Here is an 18,312-nt window from a genome sequence, read left to right as displayed (position 1 = left end):
GTCTCGCTGGGTTGGTTAGGCGGGAAGGAAAGGGTTTTCGACGCTGACCGACCCGTAGGTCTGCCCGTGGGGAAGGTCTTCGGAATAGAGAACCTTGGCGCCCAGGCGCTCGGCGGCGGCGATGATCGCGCCGTCCCAATAGGAGATCTGGTAACGACGGGCATGTTCAATGCCCGTTCGCACGACCTTGTAATCGACCGGTTGAAACGGCTTTTTCGACAGGCGGGATACCCATTCCTGAGCCTCCTCGGCGGTCAGAGGCCGGATGCCTTTGCGCTGGGCGTTCACATAGAACTCGGCCAGGACCTGCCCAGAGGTGCCGAAGCGGGTCGTTAACAGCTCGACCGCGCGTTCATACTTCGCCGGTTCGTCGGCGGAACCGAGCGCGGCGTAAATCAGGATGTTGGTGTCCAGAAAGACTTCAGCGCCAGCGATCAAAACGAGGCTCGCCGCTGTAAGTTTCTTCCCGCGTGGGACGCCAGTCGCCCATCCGGCCTTCGCTTTCACGGGCCAGCTTCAACAGGGCTTCGGTCGCTTCGTCGTGTTCCGTCTCTTCCTCCACCAACCGGGTCAGGAAGCCACGCACCATCTCATTGACGCTGGTCCGCTTCATGGCGGCCAGCACACGCACCTTGTCGAGCAAGGCGTCTTCGATGGCGAGGGTCAGGTTGCGGGTCATGCTGCGAAGGGCTGCGTCACACGGGTTATGTGGAGCACATAGGCCGTGGACCGCTGCGTCACAAGTCCGATCAGTCGCTAGACAGCCGGATCGGTGCCAGCATGCCCAGTGCGCCCAGCACCCGCGCCTGCCAGGGTCGCAAGGCATAGAGGTCCGCGAACAGCGCCGCTTCCCGGCCTTCGGTGCGCGCCGTCGCATAGGCCGCCTGCTGGCGGCGGCGGCGGCGGCCCATCTCGGCCGTGTCCCCCGACGCCAGCCGTCGATCCCATTTGGCTCGCCAGGCCTCCAGGCTGATGGCGTCATGATGCAACAGCCAGGCGGTCTTGCCGGTTCGCGGGTCACGGGCGCGCGCGGCCTTCAGCGGTTGCCCGTCCCGCTTGGATTCATGAATGCAGACCATCAGGCCGGGCCGTCCCCGCCGCACGGCGTGCTTGCCCATGTGGTGCGCCAGCAGCCCGCGGACGAAGAAGGTTCCCCGCTTCGGGTACAGCAGATCGGCGAACTGGTCGGAGAAGGGGCCGTGGTAGGGCCTGCGCGCCAGCACCGATCCATACTCGCGGTTCAGGTCATCGCCCGCCCGCCAGACGGCCTCGACGCTGGGGAAGATGACGGACTCGCGCTCTGGCGGCACAGCGGCGAGCACGGCGACCATGTCGACATCCCCGAGCATGAACTCATCGATATCGACCACCAGCAACCAGTCGGCGGAAAGGGTGGAATAGGCGTCGGCATAGACGACGCGCTGGCGGTCCTCGACCGCCTCGGGCCGTCCACCCCGGGCGGTCCAGAAGGCCGGATCGCAGACAATCAGATCGGCCGGATCCAGGCCGACCGACGCCGGGGCAGGCCCCTCGGCGGCGTCGAAATAGACCCGGACGCGCGCCGCACCCTCCGACCGGTAGTGATCGACGAAGGCGGCGACATGCCGGTCCGGCGCCAGGGCCATGGCGACGACTTCGAAATCCGTCATCGCCACGGCGTCAGCGTCCGTCAGGGTGTCAGGCGACGGCGGCGACGATCTTCTGGGCGGCGTCGTCCAGATCGTCGGCGGCCTGGATGGTCAGGCCCGACTCGTTCAGGATCTTCTTGCCCAGCTCGGCATTGGTGCCTTCCAGACGCACGACCAGCGGAACCTGCAGGCCGACTTCCTTCACCGCGGCGACCACGCCCTCGGCGATGACGTCACAGCGCATGATGCCGCCGAAGATGTTGACCAGGATGCCTTCGACCTTCGGGTCGGCGGTGATGATCTTGAAGGCCGCCGCGACCTTGTCCTTGCCAGCGCCACCGCCGACGTCACAGAAATTGGCGGGCTCCTTGCCGTACAGCTTGATGATGTCCATCGTGGCCATGGCCAGACCGGCGCCGTTGACCATGCAGCCGATGTTGCCGTCCAGGGCGACGTAGGCGAGGTCCCACTTCGAGGCCTCGATCTCCTTGGCGTCTTCCTCGGTCTCGTCGCGCAGTTCCTTGATGTCCTCGTGGCGGAACAGGGCGTTGCCGTCGAACGAGATCTTGGCGTCCAGAACGCGCAGGTGACCGTTTTTCATGACGATCAGCGGGTTCACTTCCAGCATGTCCATGTCCTTCTCGACGAAGGCCTTGTACAGCGCCGGGAACAGCGACTTGCCGTCTTCAGCGGCATCGCCCGTCAGGCCGTAGGCGGCGTTGATGGCGGCGATGTCGGCGTCGGTCACGCCCGCTTCCGGGTCGATGACGATGGTCTGGATCTTCTCGGGGGTGTCGTGGGCGACCGCCTCGATGTCCATGCCGCCTTCGGTCGAGACGACGAAGGAGATGCGGCCGAAGGCGCGGTCGACCAGCAGCGAGCAATACAGCTCGCGCTCGATGTCGGCGCCGTCCTCGATGTACAGGCGGTTCACCTGCTTGCCGGCGTCGCCGGTCTGGGCGGTGACCAGGGTGTTGCCCAGCATTTCCTTGGCGTGGGCGACGGCTTCCTCGACCGAGAAGGCCAGGCGCACACCACCCTTGGCGTCAGCCGGCAGTTCCTTGAACTTGCCCTTGCCGCGGCCGCCGGCGTGGATCTGCGACTTCACGACATAGAGCGGGCCCGGCAGCGACTTGGCGGCGGCTTCGACCTGATCGACCGAGGTGACGGCGACGCCGGCCGCGACCGGGGCGCCGAAGCCCTTGAGAACCTGCTTGGCCTGATATTCGTGAATGTTCATGGGAGGACCGCCGGAACGCTGCTGGGGAGAAGTTGCGGGGCTTATAGGCCCCTCGCCTTCGCAGGTGCAACCGTCACGCCGCGTGAGTCGCGACTGCGCCGGGCCGGAACAGGTCCGACCCGGCAATTTCAGGGACTTAGTCCACCCAGTCCTTCTTTAGGGTCCGCGAGGCGCCGATCAGCAGGATCGAGGCCAGCATGTAGAAGCCCATGCCGGTGTAGATCGCCCAGCGCAGGCTCTCGTCGCCGAAGCGCGGCGCCAGCAGGTCGCTCATCCAGCCGAAGTAGAAGAAGCCGACGGCGATGCCGAGCAGGTTGTTGATCAACAGGAACAGGGCCGAGGCGGTCGAGCGCATGGGGGCCGGGACCAGATGCTGGACCGCCGCCGTCACCGGACCAAGCCAGGCCAGGTTCAGGCCAGTGGGGATCAGGAAGATGAGGAAGGCCACCGTCAGTTGCTGGAACTGGGTGCCGCCGCCGGGGAAGATCAGGCCGATCAGCCAGGGTGAGTTCATCGCCAGTATGAAACATGGCGCCGAGATCAGGAAGGCGATGGCCGGCGTCAGCGGATAGGCGCCCTTGCCGCGCTTCGCCAGCTTGTCGGCGATGGCACCGCCGCCCCAGATGCCGAGAATGCCGCCGATCAGGGCGATGCCGGAATAGTACCAGCTGACCTGCGTCAGGGTCAGGTCGAAGCTGCGCATGAAGAACAGCGGCAGCCAGCCGGCCACGCCGTAGCCGCACACCGAGGACGAGGCCGCACCGAAGGCCAGCAGCCAGAAGCTGGGCTTGGGCATGACGGCGGTGGCCGTGACGCGGGCGACCATCAGCGAGCCGCCGATGACCCCGGCCAGCAGACCGGCGAAGACCAGCACCAGCGCATTGGCGCCGATGACGCCGAACTGGGCCAGAGCGGCCAGGACCAGAAGGCCGGCGGCAAGGCCCAGCAGGCCCTGCGCCGCGCGCTTGCCGGCACGACCGTCATTGGCGGGCGCCGCGACGACCGGCGCCGCCGCGACAGGCGTGGCGACCACGGGCGTGGCCCTGGCGGCATCCGTTCCGCCCCGCACCGGATCCTTGACCGTGAGGCGCAGAAGGGGCGCGACCAGCAGGCCCAGCACGCCGACCACGATGAAGGCCGTTTGCCAGCCCCAGGTCGCGGCCAGCAGACCACCGACGAGCGTGCCCGCCGCCGTGCCCAACGGAATGCCGAAGGCGAAGGCCGCCAGCGCGCGGGCGCGCTGATGCGGCGGGAAGTAATCGGCCACCAGCGAATAGGCCGGGGCCACGCCGCCCGCTTCACCGACGCCGACCCCCATGCGGAACAGGAACAGCTGGGTGAAGGAGCCCGCCACGCCGCACAGGGCGGTGAAGCCGGACCAGACCGCCAGCGCGCCGGTCATGATCCAGACCCGGCTGTAGCGATCCGCCAACCAGGCCAGGGGAATGGCCAGCGTGGAATAGACGGACGCGAAGGCGATGCCGCCCAGCAGGCCGAACTGGGTGTCCGACATGCCGAAATGTTCCTTCAGCGGCGCGGCGAGGATGCCGATGATCTGCCGGTCCAGGAAGTTCAGCATGTAGATCAGGATCAGGATCGCCAGGACGTAGAAGCGATACCCGGGTCGATCGGCCGGCTGTCCGGGGACCGGAGCGTCCGTGGCGGTCATGGCGTTTCCCTCGACTGTACTTTTTCGTTGAACGAACCGTAGCGACGCTGCCGTGCAGCGCCAGAAGAAAAGGGCGGCGGCTCGTCAGAACCGCCGCCCTTGATCAGGACCGATCAGGTCTCGGCCGAGCCCTAGTAGCGGGCGGTCAGCTTGACCATCCAGGTTTGCGGCGCGCCGTAGTAGGCGGTCCGGATGCTGCCGATCGACGAGAACTCCTGGGCGTCGGTCTTGTAGACCTCGTCCGACAGGTTCTGGCCGTAGGCGCCGATCGAGAAGCGACCCGAGGCGTCGTTCCAGACGACGCGCGCGTCGTAGAGCCAGTAGCTGTCCTGGTACATGCCCGGCAGCTCGGTCGCGGTGCCGACGCCGGCGGGCGTGATCAGGGTGTTGTCCACCGCCAGGGCCATGCGGCTGCGGAAGCGGGCCGCGCCGCCGAAGGTGATGTTCGAGCCGCCGTCCAGATCGAAGACGTACTGGGCGCCGTAGCGCGCGGTCCACTCCGGCGAGAAGGCCGGATCCTGGAAGGCGCGGCTGCCGGCCGGGAAGCGGGCGTCCGCGAACTCGGAATATTTGGCGTCCAGTCGACCGATCTGGGCGTCCAGGGTCAGGTTGTGGATCGGGTTGAGGGTCGTTTCGATCTCGAAGCCCATCAGATCCAGACCACCGGCGTTCAGCACCGACAGCACCGGGGTCGGCACGCCGCCGCCCGGAGGCGTCTCCACGCCCGAGACGCGGGCCTGGAAGTTGTCATAGGTCATCGAGAAGGCCGCGACGTTCATGCGGAAGCGGTTGTCCCAACCCTGCACCTTGACGCCGACCTCATAGCTGTCGGCCGTTTCGGGCTGGTACTCGGTCGCTTCCGTGGCGCTGTTGGCGCGACCGTTGAAGCCGCCCGACTTGAAGCCCTGCGAGAACCGGGCATAGGCCATGACGTCCGGCGACAGCTGATAGTCGGCCGACAGCATGACGGAGGTGTCGTCATACGAGCCTTCCGGCGGGCTGAAGGCATAGGTGGTGTTCAGCGGGAAGATCGGCACGCCGCCGACCACCAGCGAGTAGCTGCTGATGACCGAAGTCGTACGGGCGTAGTCCTTGGTCTCGTCCGTGTAGCGAACGCCCGCCGACAGACGCAGGGCGTCGGTGGCCTGCCAGGTCAGGTTGGCGTAGGCCGCCTTGGAGGTGGTCTCCAGCGAGTCGTCGATCAGGCGCAGGAAGGTCGGGTTGCCGTACAGCGGCCCCAGCAGGGCGTCGTTGTAGCTCTCCTGATGCGAGGAGACCTCTTCCTTCAGATAGTACAGGCCGCCGACCGCGGTGAACGGACCGCTCTCATAGGTCAGCTGCAGTTCCTGGCTGGCCTGGTTCTGGTCCACAGCCACGAGAGCGTCGGCGATCTCGAGCTCGGTCGCGTCGAAGTCGATGTAGTCGTCGGTGCTCAGCTCGCGGTACGAGGTGATCGACTTCAGGCTCAGGCTGTCCGACAGCTGCCAGTTGACGCGCAGCGCCGTGCCCCAGCTCTCGAGCCGGGTTTCATTCGGCAGGCCGGGCGTGGTGCGGGTCTGGAAATTGTACTCGGGAAGGACGGCCGGGACCGGATAGGCCACCGCATAGGCGCCCAGGTAGGTCAGGCTGTTGGTCGCCTGGCCGACGTTCATGCCGGCGTCGTCGTTCGAATAGTCGGCGCTCAGGTCGACGCTGATGTTCGAGGTCGGATCCCAGGCCAGGGCGGCGCGGAAGGCGGTCGAGTTCTTGTCATTGTACTCGGCGCCGGTCGCCGGGTCGGTGACATAGCCGCCGCGCTCGGAGTGGATGGCCGACAGACCGAACGCCAGCGAATCGGTGATCGGGCCCGAAACCGCGCCCTGGAACTCCATCAGGTCATAGTCGCCATAGGCGACCGAGCCGCGGGCGCGGAACTCCTGCCCCGGACGACGCGACACCAGCTTCATGGCGCCGCCGATGGTGTTCTTGCCGTACAGCGTGCCCTGCGGACCGCGCAGGATCTCGATGCGCTCCAGGTCCAGCAGGTCGAACTGGGTGCCGCGGATGCGGCTGTAATAGACGTCATCGACATAGACGCCGACGGCCGGATCGAAGGTCTGCAGGGCGTCCGGCTGGCCGACGCCGCGGATGTAGATGTTGGTCGAGTTGGACGACCCCCGGCCCTGGACGATGTTCAGGTTCGGCACCGCGCCCTGCAGGTCGGTCGTCTGCATCGCGCCGCGCTGTTCCAGCGTCTCACCCGAGAAGGCGGTGACGGCAAGCGGCGTGCGCTGCAGCGATTCCGAGGTACGGCGGGCGGTGACGATGACGTCATCCAGACCGGCTGCCTCTTCCTGCGGCGCGGCGTCCTGCGCCACGGCCATGGTCGAGAGCGCACCCCAGGCGGCGCCGGCGAGCAAGGCGGATTTCACGAGTCTGTTCATTGGCCCTAGTCCCTGATGTTTCCGATCCAGACGCTTTTATTCAGCGTTCAATGATTTTCGCGGAACGTACCGGTTTTCGGCCCCCTGTCAAACGGTGGCGCTTCCGCGGCGGAAACAGGGCCCTGACGCTGTGGCGCCGTTGCACAGTCGGGGGACACAAGCCTAGCTTGCCGCCATGAGCGACAAAGACGTCCCGACTTCCACAGACGAGCCCCGTCCCGCCCGCCGCGGCCGGCCGCCCAAGGCGCGCGCCACCGGCGCCGGGGACACCCGCGAATCGATCCTCGACGCCGCCGAGGACCTGTTCTCCAAGCACGGCTTCTATGGCGTCACCATCCGCGAGGTCTCGCGTGAGGCGGGAGTCGATACGGCGCTGGTCCACTACTATTTCGGCGCCAAGCGGGGCCTGTTCGACGCCGTCTTCCTGCGCCGGGCCGAGGTCTGGAACAACGACCGCGTCGACGCCATCAACCGCTACGCCCGCGAGCACGGCGAGGCGATGACGCTGGAGGGCCTGCTGGAAGCCTTCCTGCGGCCGCCGTTCGAATGGTCGCTGAAGGGCGGACCAGGCTGGAAACATTATGCCGCCCTCGTCGCCCAGACCAACGCCAATCCGGCCTTCGGCGGCGAGACCATGGCCCGCTATTTCGACCCGGCCATCCGCCGCCTGATCGAACTGATCAAGCAGGTGCTTCCGGGCGCCCGCGACGTCGATGTCTACTGGGCCTATCACAACCTGTCCGGCGCCCTGACCCTGACGCTGGGCGAGACCGGCCGCCTCGATCGCCTGTCCGGCGGCCTGTGCCGCTCGGGCGATCTGGAGAGCGCCGGGGACTATATGGTCCGCTTCGCCGCCGCCGGATTCCGCGCCGTCTGCGCGCCCCGCGACGCGGACTGAGAGCATGAGCCTAACCGAGCGACACTCCCGGACCTTCAGCCTGACGCTGGATCGCGGCCTGGTTAAGGGTCTGGCCGTCTCGGGCGCCGCCGGAGTGGTGCTGGCCTTCACCGGCGCCTTCGGCATGACCGGCATGGGCTTCACGCACCGCGTGACCTACTGGCTGCCGCTGATGCTGATCGGCGCCGCCTGGGGCCATGTCTGCGCCCGGCAGGTCGAACGCTGGATCGATTTCGATCGCCGCCCATGGCTGGGCGCCCTGGCCCTGACCGCGGCCATGTCCCTGCCCCTGACCCTGTTCGTCTGGGCCTATACGGTCTGGGTCTTCGAGGGCGGGCGATATGCGACGCTGGAGCGGCTGGTCTATTTCCTTCTGCCGGTCACCGTCGTCACCGGCGTGCTGAGCGTGCTCAACATCTTCCTCCAGCGCGAGCCGGTGCAGACCCAGGCCGCCCCGGCCGGAGCCGCCCCCGCCCGCTTCCTCGACCGTCTGCCGCCGAAGCTGCGCGGCGCCAGCCTCCGCGCGGTGGAATCCGAGGACCACTATCTGCGCGTCCACACCGACCGGGGCTCGGATCTGATCCTGATGCGCCTGTCCGACGCCTTGTCAGAACTTGAGGGGCTGGAGGGCGCCCAGACCCACCGCAGCTGGTGGGTCGCCCGTGACGCCGTGCGCGATGTCAGCCGGAGCGAGGGCCGGGCCACCTTCACCCTCGACGGCGGCGTCGAGGTTCCGGTCAGCCGCCGCTACGCCAAGGCCCTGCGCGAGGCCGGCTGGTATTAGACTTTTTTGTTGGCCTATCGCGCTTCGCGCGACTTGAGGCCGGTCAGCCCGCCCAGATCCCGTGGAAGCCCGCGGGCAGGGCGATGTCGGCCCGCCAGCTGGCGACCGGGCCATCCGCCACCCGCCCGGCTTCGAAGACATGCAGCTCGGTCACCCCCTCGCGCAGGTTGATGGCCGGCGCGACCAGCCAGGCGTCCGTCTCGCCGGAGCGGCCCGGCTTGGGCACCCAGTTGGCCTCCTCCATGATCACGTCATCGCCGAACGAGAAGGCGTCCGAACGGCCCGTCTCCCAGTCGTGCACCGCCAGTCCGTTCGGCAGCGGCCGCCCGCCCCGCTCGCCCGCCACATGGACGGTGCGGCGGCGCGCCAGACCCGCCCGGCGCGGATCGCTTTTCGGGAACTCCGCCGCGATGCCCGAGGACGCCATCTCGGCCCGGCCGTCCGTGTGCAGGGTGACCAGAGACAGTTCCGACGGCGCCCCCGTCACGGTCCCCCGCCCCTCGACCAGCACCCGCGCGCCCTCGACGGCGAAAGCCACATCCTTGCCTGCCGCCACGTCGAACCGGATCGCGCCCGAGCCGTCCTCCCAGGCGTCGCCGAGGTGGAAATAGCTGAAGGCCGGCAGTTCGAAGAGGCGGGTGCGCGTCAGGTCGGCCTTGTCGACCACCATCACCTGCGTCCCCATCTCGGGCCGCCAGGCGAACTGGCTGGCGTAGGGCATGCCGTGGTGGTCGAAGACCCAGGGCTGCAGCACGATCACCAGATGCCGGGCCGTGGCGGTGAAGTCGTGCATGTAGCTGGCGCGCGGCAGGCGCACGACCTCCGCCGTGTGCAGGCCGCGATCGGCGTTCAGCCGCCAGACGATCATCCGGTCGCCGTTCAGTCCGATGTTCCAGATCGTGCCGTCCGGGTCATAGCGCGGGTGGGCCTGGAAGGGCATGCCCTTCAGATCGTCGCGCAGGGTGACGAACCGCTTCGTCGCCAGATCGGTGCGATCCATCGCCAGCGGCGAACCGCCTTCCCACAGGGCCCAGACCTCGTCGCCCGCGACCATGACGGCGGTGTTGGCGGCGCTGGCGTCATCGGGGGAGCCGATCCTTGCCCGGCCATCGCCCGGGGTGCCGAAGCCGGGCGTGACCACGGCGTCGATCTCGCTCTCCCAGCGGCGCTTGGGCGTGTCGGCGAAGCGGGCCTCCAGCGTCGCCTGCCCGTCGCGAACGCGGAAGGCGCGCATCAGGCCGTCGCCGTCGAACCAGTGGGTGACCGAGCCGCCCGGCCGCCGGAACTTCCCCGGCCCGTTACGGAACAGCGCCCCCTCCAGATCGACCGGCGCCCGGCCATGCACCCGCCGCATCGTCCCGCGCGCGATGTCCCCCTCGACGTCGACGGTGGCCAGCGACCAGTCGGCCGAGGCCTGCATCGCCGCCATGGCGCGAACGGTCTCGGGCGTGACGACAGCGGCCGACAGGGCGGCGGCCCCCATCAGGAAGTTGCGGCGGGCAGCGAGCATGGCGGGTCTCCGGATATCTGGAGCAGGGCGTGAAAATTGGCAGGACCGGGGTTTGGGGACTCAAGCAGCGCGAAGCGCGTTAGGCCCCAAGAGAGACATCCGCGTCAGCGGATGCTGATCGTCTGGGCGGTGTCGCCGGAGACGGTGAAATGCGCCCGCTCCCAGCTGGCCGGGCCCATCATGCCGACGGCGTTGTTCGAGAAGGCGTAGGGCTCGCTCGGCATGCCGAACGGATTGGTGTTCATCCGGCCGTCGCCGTTCACATCGTGGAAGGCGCGCACCGCATACTCGCCGGCGGGCAGGTCGCGGAGCACCGCGACCGCCGTCTCGCCGGAGGCGTCGGCTTCCACCGAGACGATCGGCTCGCCGCCGTTATAGGCGACTTCGGAGTTGAACACGGCGATCATGACTTTGCCGGTGCGGACGCCGGTCTCATAGGTCAGCGTCAGGGTGTCGCCTTCGGCATGGGCCGGAATGGCGGTCAGGCCCAGCAGGGCGGCGGCGGCGAGGGTGGCGATGCGGATCATGTCGGGCTTTCCTGAGAGAGACCCGACGACCGGGCCTCGTTGAGCCAGACCGTGGCGGCACCCCGCACCGGCCGCCACATCGTTTGCAGGATCGAACGCCATCCATTCGCCAATGGCCACGCCTGTTCACTCACGAAACGCGAATGGACACGTTCGATCAGCGGCCGCGGCCTCCCAGCAATCGGAAGCTCATCGCGAGGGCGGCGACGAAGAAGGCAAACGCTGCAACGCTGGACGCCTCAATCAGCGGCGGAGCCCGGTCCGCGAAGGTGACGATATTGGAGTTGATCAGGAAATACCGACTCCCTTGGACGCCGTTATAAATTTCCAGCCCCGCTGGCAGAACTGGCGCGAGCGCCAGCGCGAGAAGCTCACGATTGAACCGCCCCCTGCGATCCACAAGCGCCCGTGCGCCAACCACCAGCACGGCGATCAGCAGACACAGGATCAACGCGATCACCAATCGAAGGACGATCTCGTGGGTCTGAACCAGATAGGGGAGCCTGTACCAAGGCGCATAGACACCGATCAGCCACGCCGCGATGCCGGCCGACACGATGAAACCAACCGCCGGGATCAACACCCCGAGATAGCGCTTCATGATCCGCCTGCCCCCTTGCCGCACCGACGGTGGCGCAGACACGGGGAGCGGTCAATGTCAGCGCGGCGCGCGCTTGGCGAGAATTCGTTGCAGCGTCCGGCGGTGCATGCCCAGGCGACGGGCCGTCTCGGAAACGTTGTGGTCGCACAGCTCATAGACCCGCTGGATATGCTCCCAGCGCACCCGGTCAGCGCTCATCGGGTTTTCCGGCGGCTCCGGGGCCTCCCCGGTCATCAGCAGGGCCTTGACCACATCGTCAGCGTCCGCCGGCTTCTGCATATAGTCGACGGCGCCGGCTTTGACCGCCGCCACGGCGGTGGCGATGGCGCCGTAGCCGGTCAGCATGACGATGCGGCTGTCCTCGCGACGGTCGCGGATCATCTCCACCACCTTCAGGCCGTTGCCGTCTTCCAGACGCATGTCCAGCACGGCGAAGGCGGGGGCCGAGGCGCGCAGGGCGTCCGTCGCCTCGCCCACCGATCCGGCGGTCGTCACCTCGAAGCCACGGCTCTCCAGAGCGCGCCCCAGACGGGTGCGCAGCGCGTTGTCATCGTCCAGCAGCAGCAGGGTCTTGTCCGTCAGCGCGGCGATGCGGTCTTCGATCTCGGGCATTTGCGTCAGTTCCATTCGGTCCAAGTCGGTAACGGCGGTCCCCCGGTCAAGGTTCAGACGGGGGGTGCGACACCAAATCTCAGGTCGCGACCTCGAGCGCCGGGCGCGCCCAGCGCACCGCCACGCGGGCGCCGCGCGGCTGCCCCTTGCCGCCGTCGCCGACCCCGACGCTGACCTTTCCGCCCGTCCGCTCCAGCAGGGTGCGGGAAATGAAGAAGCCCAGACCCATGCCGCCCTGGCTTGGGGCGATCACTTCCGGCGCGGACGGGGCCGTCGCCTTGCGCGCCCGTCGACCCGGCGCGGCGCCGGCGACCGAAGCCGCGATCTGGGCGGTCAGGGCCCGGCGCGCCTTGCCCTGCGGACGGCTGGTCACATAGGGCTCGCCCAGACGCGGCAGGATATCGGGCGGGAAGCCGGGACCGTCATCGACCACCTCGATCACGATGAAGCCCGCATCCACCAGCGCCCGCACCCGGACCTTGCTGCCGGCGAAGTCGGCGGCGTTCTCCACCAGCGTCGACAGGCCATGGATCACTTCCGGCAGACGGCGGACGCGCGGCGGCTTCTCGCCGGACGCGGTCTGGACCGACACCTCGAACTCCAGGTCGAAGCCCCGGTGCGGCTCGACCACCTCTTCAAGCAGCGCCTTCAACCCCACCTCGGCGAAGACGATGCCGCCCTCCTCCTCCGGCTGCTGCGACAGGCGCTTCAGGATTTCGCGACAACGTTCCGCCTGCTGAAGGATCAGGGCCGCGTCCTCGGCCGCCGGACCGCCTTCCTCAGAGCCCCGCAGCAACTCCTTCGCCACCACCTGGATGGTCGCCAGCGGCGTGCCCAGTTCGTGCGCGGCGGCGGCGGCCAGGCCGCCCAGCGCCGCCATCCGCTGCTCGCGCTGCAGCACGTCCTGCGTGGTCGCCAGCGCCAGTTCCAGCTTCTCGGCGTCCGCCGCCACCCGCCAGGCGTAGGTGGCGGTGAACACCACCCCCGTCGTCAGGGCCATGCCGATGCCGAACTTGTACAGCGGCGGCAGATTCAGCTCGGTCCCCGCCTGCCAGGGCAGGGGCATGGACACGAAGAACAGACAGACCGTGGCGATCAGCACCATCAGGCCCATGAAGATCGCCTGCCGCGCCGGAAGCGACGCCGCCGCCACCGTCACCGGCGCCACCAGCAGCAGACAGAACGGGTTCTGCAGTCCGCCGGTCAGGCCCAGCAGGACCGATGTCTGCAGGATATCGAAGCCGAGGTGGGCCGCGGTCAGCGTGCCGTCCGTCGTAGAACCCTCGCTGCGCTTCAGCCGCGCCGTGGCGTCGAGGTTCAGCAGCACGCTGGCAGCGATGGCGGCCAGACAGAACCACAGCGGCAGGTCGAAGTGGAACCAGGCCGTGGCGACGAAGATGGTCGCGCTCTGACCGAAGATGGTCATCCAGCGCACGATGATCAGGGTCCGCAACGACAGGCCACGGTTGCGTCTGGGCAGGTTGCGCCAGCCCGCGAAAGGACCGGGCGTTTCGGCGGGAGCCGCGAACTGCGGCGTCGGATGATCTTCTGTGGCGCTCACGTCTCTTCTATAGACCGGTTCTGCCCGCTTGGGGCCATGACGAAAGGGTCGCGATGCCGCGCCGCTCCATCCTCATCTTCGCCGGCGCCTGCATCGCCATCGCCGCCGCCCTAGCCGTCGTCACCATGGTCGTTGTCGGACGCCAGCCCACGACCACCGGCGAGATCACCTCTTCCGGTCAGAGCAAGATCGGCGGCCCCTTCCAGCTGGTCAACGAGGAGGGCCAGCCGGTCGATCAGACCATGCTGAACGGCAAGTGGTCGCTGGTCTTCTTCGGCTTCACCTACTGCCCGGACTACTGCCCCACGACCCTGGCCATGCTGGAGGCCACCAAGGCGGAGCTCGGCGCCCAGGGCGAGAACCTGCAGCTGGTCTTCATCTCGGTCGATCCCGAGCGCGACACGCCCAAGGCGATGAAGGACTATCTGTCGACCTATCCGATGGATGTGGTCGGCCTGACCGGCACGCCGGAGCAGGTCCGCGCCGCCGCCGACGCCTACCGGGTCTCCTACAGCCGCAACGGCGAGGGCGAGAACTACACCGTGAACCACTCGCTCACGATCTTCCTGATCGGCCCGGACGGGCGCTTCCGCACCATTCTCGGCGAGGCGATGGGCCCGAAGAACTCGGCCGAGGTCATCCGTCGCGAGATGGCCCGGAACTGATCCAGGCCGTCCCGCACCGCTGTTCACGATTTCAGTGATCGCGGATAATCTTTTTGCAGTGCGGTATGATCTATGATGCCTTGCCGCACTCTCGGCGGGGGCCGTCTCAGGACACGCATGCTGTATACGCTTCACGAGCTGGCCTACGCCTCGGCCGCTCCCTTCCGGATCGGGGCCCAGATGGCCCGGGACTTCTGGACCTCACCGCTCAATCCGGCCGCCGACACCGCTGTCGGACGGACGGCCTTCGCCTCGGCCGAACTGTTCGAGAGCATCACCCGCCGCTATGGCAAGCCGGCCTGGGGCCTTGATGTCGTGACCATTGACGGCAAGCCGGTCCGCACGACCGAGCAGGTGGTCTGGTCCTCGCCCTGGTGCCGTCTGGTCCGCTTCGCCCGCCACATCGGCGACCTGAAGCGCGCGGGCAAGCCGACCGTGGCTCCGGCGGTGATGATCGTCGCCCCCCTGTCGGGCCACTACGCCACCCTGCTGCGCGGCACGGTCGAGGGCTTCCTGCAGGACCACGACGTCTACGTCACCGACTGGTCCAACGCCCGTCAGGTGCCGATGCTGGAAGGCCGGTTCGACTTCTTCGACTACATCGACCACGTCCGCACCATGCTGGCCCAGATCGGCCCGCGCGCCCACGTTGTCGGCGTCTGTCAGCCCGGACCGCCGGTGCTGGCCGCCTGCGCCCTGATGGCCGAGGACGAGGATCCGAACCGCCCGGCCTCCATGACCTTCATGGGCTCGCCCATTGACGCCCGCCTGTCCCCGACCGTCACCAATGAACTGGCCGAAGAGAAGCCGTTCACCTGGTTCCAGTCGAACATGATCCACACCGTGCCCTGGCCCTATCCGGGCTTCGGCCGGCGGGTCTATCCGGGCTTCGTCCAGCTCTACAGCTTCATGTCGATGAACGAGGACAAGCACATCGACGCCCACCGCCGCTACTTCGAGGACCTGGTGTCCGGCGACGGCGACGGGGCCCAGAAACACGAGGAGTTCTACGACGAGTACCTGTCGGTGCTGGACCTGTCGGAAGAGTTCTACCTCCAGACCATCGACATCGTCTTCCAGCAGCACCTGCTGCCGCGCGGCCTGCTGGAGCACCGCGGGCGCAAGGTCGATCTGACGAAGATCACGGACATCGGCCTGATGACGGTCGAGGGCGAGAAGGACGACATCTCCGGCGTCGGCCAGACCCAGGCCGCCCACGTCCTGACCCCCAACCTGCCGAACGAGCGCCGGGTGCTGTACGTCCAGCCGGAAGTCGGCCACTACGGCGTCTTCAACGGTCGCCGCTTCCGCGACGAGATCTATCCCCGCGTCCGCGACTTCATCGCGGCCAACGAGGCCCTCTGTGCAGTACCGGAACGGCCAGCGACTGCCGCCTGAGACCCTAGGGGTCCCGGTCCGGCTGTCGGTCAATCCGCGCGCCCGCCGCCTGTCGATCCGCATTGACGGACGGGCGGGCGAGGCCGTGCTGGTCGCCCCGTCCGAGCGCAAGCTGGGCGAGGTCGTGGCCTTCGCCCGCACCAAGGCAGCGTGGATGCGCGAACGGCTGGCGGAACGCCCGGACAGCGCTCCGCTGGAGCCTGGCGCCGTCGTCCCGCTGTACGGCCTTCCGACCCGGCTGGTCGCCGTCGGCGGCGCGGGCGCGGCGCGTCTGATCGACACCGCCGACGGTCCTGTCATCCAGTCCGGCGGCGAGGGCGAGGCCTTCTCCCGCCGCGTCGAGAACCTGTTCAAGCGGCTGGCCCGTCAGGTCCTGACCGAGCGGACCGAGCATCACCTGCGGACCCTCGGCCAGCGCCCGGTGACCGTCTCGATCGCCGACACCCGCTCGCGCTGGGGCTCGTGCAGCCCGCACAACCGGTCCATCCGCTACAGCTGGCGCGTCATCCTGGCCCCGCCCGCCGTGGCCGACTATCTGGCCGCCCACGAGGTCGCCCATCTGGTCCATGCGGACCACAGCCCGGCCTACTGGTCGGTCGTCCACGGGCTGGTCGGCGACCACCGCCCCTACCGCAAATGGCTTCGGGACCACGGCCCCGCGCTTCACGCGGTGGGGCGTTAGAAGAACAGCGGGTCCGCCTTCCGCTCGGGCGGCTGGCCGGCCGGCGGTGTCTGGCGCGGTTCGTCCCGTTGCGGCTGGGGTTGGGTCGGGCGCACCACCGGGGTCTCCGGACGGTTCGGCGCGATCGGCCGTGGCGTCGGTTGCGGCTCGATCAGCCGCTCGTCCAGCGGGTCAGCATTGCCGTCACCCGGCGGGTTGTCGCCATACAGGTCGCCGATCTGGCCGATCAGGCTCTCGACCGGGCTGGGCGGGGTCCAGCCTTCCGGCATGGGCGGACCGTTGGGGATGGCCGGGGCGTTCAGGCGCGGCAGGGCCGCCTCCATGAAGCCCTTCCAGATGGCCGCTGGAGACGAGCCGCCGGTCACGCCGCGCATGGCCGTGTTGTCGTCCTTGCCGACCCAGACGGCCGTCACGAAGCCGCCGGTGTAGCCGACGAACCAGGCGTCCTTGTAGTCCGAGGTGGTGCCGGTCTTGCCCGCCAGATCACGCCCGCTGATGGCCGCCGACCGGCCCGAGCCCGAGGTGACCACACCCCGGAGCATCTGGTTCATGTAGTAGAGGTAGGGGTTGCTGATGGCCTGCATCGGACCGTCGGCGCGACTGGCGCGCTGGTAGATCACACGGCCTTCCGGCGTGCGGATACGGCTGATGCCATAGGCCTCGACCTTGCGGCCGCCGTTGGCGAAGGCGTCATAGGCCTGGGCCATCTCCAGCGGAGACACCTCGACGGCGCCGAGCGCCATCGCCGGCTCCAGACCGATGCGGCTGGTCACGCCCAGACGGCGGGCGGTGCGGGCGACATTGTCCCGGCCGATCTGGTCCGCGATCCCGGCGGCGACCGTATTGGTCGACTGGGCCACGGCGTTGGCCAGGCTCATCTCGCCATTGAACGTCCCGGAGTAGTTACGAGGCGACCAGTTGCCGATGCGGATGGGCGCGTCATTGACCCGGGTTTCCGGCGTGTAACCGCTCTCGACCGCCGTCAGATAGACGAAGGGCTTGAAGGCCGAACCGGCCTGGCGACGCGCCTCGGTGGCGCGGTTGAACTGGCTGTCCGCATAGGAGCTACCGCCGATCATGGCGCGCACCCGGCCCTCGCCGTCCAGTGCGACCAGCGCGGCCTGCTCGACGCCCTTGGATTTGTCGCGGTCCAGGATGCGGCGCACCGACCGCTCGGCCTGGGTCTGCAGGGTCAGGTCCAGCGTGGTCTCGACGACCATGTCCTCGGTCGGTTCGCCGACCAGTTCGCGGATCTGCTTGTCCAGCCAGTCGATGAAGTACTGGGCGTGCTGGGTGGCCAGGGTGCGCGAGACGCGGACCGGCTCGGTCACCGCCTGGGCGCGCTGCTCGGGCGTGATGACCCCGGCGTCGACCATCTCGTTCAGCACCACGGTAGCGCGGTTCGCCGCCCGCTCGCTCTCGGACACCGGCGAATAGCGCGAAGGGGCCTTCAGCAGGCCTGCCAGCAGCGCGGCCTCGCCGACCGTCAGATTGCTCGCCGACTTGTCGAAATAGCGCTGCGACGCGGCCTCGATGCCGTAGGCGCCAGCGCCGAAATAGACCCGGTTCAGATAGAGGGCGAGGATCTCCTTCTTGGAGAATTTCATCTCCAGCCAGACCGCCAGCATCAGCTCCTGAACCTTGCGCTTAAGGTTCTGGTCCGGGCTCAGGAACAGGTTCTTGGCCAACTGCTGGGTCAGGGTCGAACCGCCCTGCACCACCCGCCCGGCGCGCATGTTCGACACCGCCGCGCGGCTCATGCCGATCGGGTCAAAGCCGGGGTGGTGATAGAAGCGCCGGTCCTCGATGGCGATGAAGGCCGCCGGCACATAGTCCGGCAGGGCATCGAGGTCGGCGGGCGGCGCCTGCTGGGTGCCGCGCACCGCGATCAGGGCGCCGTTGCGATCCAGGTAGGTGATCGAGGGCTGGCGATCGACATTGTAGAGGGTCGAGGTGTCCGGCAGATCGCGCGCGAACACCGCGAAGAAGACCACCAGGAAGATGGCCCCCCAGACGCCGAGAACGGCGCCCCAGTAGAGCACGCGCTGCAACGGAGTCCGCTTCGGCTTCTCGCCGCCGCTGTTCCCCCGTCCGAAGCTGAAGCCGCCGGCCAT

Annotated in this window: 17 protein-coding genes; 5 read left to right on the top strand and 12 right to left on the bottom strand. The window is 68.1% G+C overall.

Annotated elements, in window-relative coordinates:
* Positions 1-15 precede the first annotated feature (15 nt).
* The 6 genes from ACFQQC_RS05205 to ACFQQC_RS05180 all read right to left on the bottom strand — a co-directional run bounded on the left by ACFQQC_RS05205 (position 16) and on the right by ACFQQC_RS05180 (position 6,960).
* Positions 16-438: a PIN domain-containing protein gene (locus ACFQQC_RS05205; RefSeq protein ID WP_376860347.1), complete on the bottom strand. Its 423-nt coding sequence runs from the start codon at positions 436-438 to the stop codon at positions 16-18.
* Complete coding sequence (locus ACFQQC_RS05200) at positions 422-679, bottom strand: hypothetical protein (RefSeq protein ID WP_376860345.1); 258 nt, start codon at positions 677-679, stop codon at positions 422-424. Before ACFQQC_RS05200 ends, ACFQQC_RS05205 begins: the two co-directional genes overlap by 17 nt.
* 70 nt (positions 680-749) lie before the next feature.
* Positions 750-1,649 carry a hypothetical protein gene (locus ACFQQC_RS05195; RefSeq protein ID WP_376860343.1) on the bottom strand — a complete coding sequence of 300 codons (900 nt, stop codon included), beginning with the start codon at positions 1,647-1,649 and terminating at the stop codon, positions 750-752.
* Positions 1,650-1,677: 28 nt separating this feature from the next.
* Positions 1,678-2,868, bottom strand: a complete 1,191-nt coding sequence (sucC, locus tag ACFQQC_RS05190) for an ADP-forming succinate--CoA ligase subunit beta (protein WP_376860341.1) — start codon at positions 2,866-2,868, stop codon at positions 1,678-1,680.
* 136 nt (positions 2,869-3,004) lie between these two features.
* Positions 3,005-4,537 (bottom strand): spinster family MFS transporter, encoded by a 1,533-nt coding sequence (locus ACFQQC_RS05185; protein ID WP_376860339.1) that lies wholly within the window; start codon positions 4,535-4,537, stop codon positions 3,005-3,007.
* A gap of 131 nt (positions 4,538-4,668) precedes the next feature.
* Complete coding sequence (locus ACFQQC_RS05180; RefSeq protein ID WP_376860337.1) at positions 4,669-6,960, bottom strand: TonB-dependent receptor; 2,292 nt, start codon at positions 6,958-6,960, stop codon at positions 4,669-4,671.
* A 175-nt stretch (positions 6,961-7,135) separates the two neighbouring features.
* On the opposite strand from ACFQQC_RS05180, the gene ACFQQC_RS05175 reads away from it, so the two are divergent.
* Positions 7,136-7,858, top strand: a complete 723-nt coding sequence (locus ACFQQC_RS05175; RefSeq protein WP_376860335.1) for a TetR/AcrR family transcriptional regulator — start codon at positions 7,136-7,138, stop codon at positions 7,856-7,858.
* Between the two features lie 4 nt (positions 7,859-7,862).
* Positions 7,863-8,642, top strand: coding sequence for a LytTR family DNA-binding domain-containing protein (locus ACFQQC_RS05170; RefSeq protein ID WP_376860333.1), 780 nt, complete (start codon positions 7,863-7,865; stop codon positions 8,640-8,642).
* A 43-nt stretch (positions 8,643-8,685) separates the two neighbouring features.
* Here the strand turns inward: ACFQQC_RS05170 and ACFQQC_RS05165 are convergent, their stop codons facing one another.
* From ACFQQC_RS05165 to ACFQQC_RS05145, 5 genes are all read right to left on the bottom strand, one after another.
* The gene (locus tag ACFQQC_RS05165) at positions 8,686-10,152 is read right to left on the bottom strand and encodes a carotenoid oxygenase family protein (RefSeq protein WP_376860331.1); all 1,467 of its coding nucleotides are present in this window, start codon (positions 10,150-10,152) and stop codon (positions 8,686-8,688) included.
* Positions 10,153-10,256: 104 nt separating this feature from the next.
* Positions 10,257-10,679, bottom strand: coding sequence for a DUF2141 domain-containing protein (locus ACFQQC_RS05160; protein WP_376860329.1), 423 nt, complete (start codon positions 10,677-10,679; stop codon positions 10,257-10,259).
* Positions 10,680-10,836: 157 nt separating this feature from the next.
* Positions 10,837-11,280, bottom strand: coding sequence for a hypothetical protein (locus ACFQQC_RS05155; protein WP_376860327.1), 444 nt, complete (start codon positions 11,278-11,280; stop codon positions 10,837-10,839).
* Positions 11,281-11,337: 57 nt separating this feature from the next.
* A complete protein-coding gene (locus ACFQQC_RS05150; RefSeq protein WP_376860325.1) occupies positions 11,338-11,892 on the bottom strand; it encodes an ActR/PrrA/RegA family redox response regulator transcription factor in 555 nt (184 codons plus the stop codon).
* Between the two features lie 79 nt (positions 11,893-11,971).
* Positions 11,972-13,453, bottom strand: a complete 1,482-nt coding sequence (locus ACFQQC_RS05145) for an ActS/PrrB/RegB family redox-sensitive histidine kinase (RefSeq protein ID WP_376860323.1) — start codon at positions 13,451-13,453, stop codon at positions 11,972-11,974.
* A 53-nt stretch (positions 13,454-13,506) separates the two neighbouring features.
* Between ACFQQC_RS05145 and ACFQQC_RS05140 the strand changes: the two genes are divergently transcribed.
* From ACFQQC_RS05140 to ACFQQC_RS05130, 3 genes are all read left to right on the top strand, one after another.
* A complete protein-coding gene (locus ACFQQC_RS05140; protein ID WP_376860321.1) occupies positions 13,507-14,118 on the top strand; it encodes an SCO family protein in 612 nt (203 codons plus the stop codon).
* Positions 14,119-14,235: 117 nt separating this feature from the next.
* A complete protein-coding gene (locus ACFQQC_RS05135) occupies positions 14,236-15,516 on the top strand; it encodes a polyhydroxyalkanoate depolymerase (RefSeq protein WP_376860319.1) in 1,281 nt (426 codons plus the stop codon).
* On the top strand, positions 15,482-16,198 hold the full coding sequence (locus ACFQQC_RS05130; protein ID WP_376860317.1) for a M48 family metallopeptidase: 717 nt from the start codon (positions 15,482-15,484) through the stop codon (positions 16,196-16,198). The genes ACFQQC_RS05135 and ACFQQC_RS05130 overlap by 35 nt, the downstream gene beginning before the upstream one ends.
* On the opposite strand, the gene ACFQQC_RS05125 is transcribed toward ACFQQC_RS05130, so the two are convergent.
* Positions 16,195-18,312 (bottom strand): PBP1A family penicillin-binding protein, encoded by a 2,118-nt coding sequence (locus tag ACFQQC_RS05125; RefSeq protein WP_376860315.1) that lies wholly within the window; start codon positions 18,310-18,312, stop codon positions 16,195-16,197. The two genes, ACFQQC_RS05130 and ACFQQC_RS05125, sit on opposite strands and share 4 nt — an antisense overlap.

Origin of the sequence: Brevundimonas sp. GCM10030266, assembly GCF_042666595.1 — a bacterium.
GTDB lineage: Bacteria > Pseudomonadota > Alphaproteobacteria > Caulobacterales > Caulobacteraceae > Brevundimonas.
Note: the sequence above shows the minus strand (reverse complement) of the source record. Positions and strands in the feature narration are given on the sequence as shown.

Bases quoted from the DNA above. Each gene is read 5' to 3' on its own strand.
- ACFQQC_RS05200 (WP_376860345.1), bottom strand. From the start codon at position 679: ATGACCCGCAACCTGACCCTCGCCATCGAAGACGCCTTGCTCGACAAG.
- ACFQQC_RS05195 (WP_376860343.1), bottom strand. From the start codon at position 1,649: ATGACGGATTTCGAAGTCGTCGCCATGGCCCTGGCGCCGGACCGGCAT.
- sucC (WP_376860341.1), bottom strand. From the start codon at position 2,868: ATGAACATTCACGAATATCAGGCCAAGCAGGTTCTCAAGGGCTTCGGC.
- ACFQQC_RS05185 (WP_376860339.1), bottom strand. From the start codon at position 4,537: ATGACCGCCACGGACGCTCCGGTCCCCGGACAGCCGGCCGATCGACCC.
- ACFQQC_RS05180 (WP_376860337.1), bottom strand. From the start codon at position 6,960: ATGAACAGACTCGTGAAATCCGCCTTGCTCGCCGGCGCCGCCTGGGGT.
- ACFQQC_RS05175 (WP_376860335.1), top strand. From the start codon at position 7,136: ATGAGCGACAAAGACGTCCCGACTTCCACAGACGAGCCCCGTCCCGCC.
- ACFQQC_RS05170 (WP_376860333.1), top strand. From the start codon at position 7,863: ATGAGCCTAACCGAGCGACACTCCCGGACCTTCAGCCTGACGCTGGAT.
- ACFQQC_RS05165 (WP_376860331.1), bottom strand. From the start codon at position 10,152: ATGCTCGCTGCCCGCCGCAACTTCCTGATGGGGGCCGCCGCCCTGTCG.
- ACFQQC_RS05160 (WP_376860329.1), bottom strand. From the start codon at position 10,679: ATGATCCGCATCGCCACCCTCGCCGCCGCCGCCCTGCTGGGCCTGACC.
- ACFQQC_RS05155 (WP_376860327.1), bottom strand. From the start codon at position 11,280: ATGAAGCGCTATCTCGGGGTGTTGATCCCGGCGGTTGGTTTCATCGTG.
- ACFQQC_RS05150 (WP_376860325.1), bottom strand. From the start codon at position 11,892: ATGCCCGAGATCGAAGACCGCATCGCCGCGCTGACGGACAAGACCCTG.
- ACFQQC_RS05140 (WP_376860321.1), top strand. From the start codon at position 13,507: ATGCCGCGCCGCTCCATCCTCATCTTCGCCGGCGCCTGCATCGCCATC.
- ACFQQC_RS05135 (WP_376860319.1), top strand. From the start codon at position 14,236: ATGCTGTATACGCTTCACGAGCTGGCCTACGCCTCGGCCGCTCCCTTC.
- ACFQQC_RS05125 (WP_376860315.1), bottom strand. From the start codon at position 18,312: ATGGCCGGCGGCTTCAGCTTCGGACGGGGGAACAGCGGCGGCGAGAAG.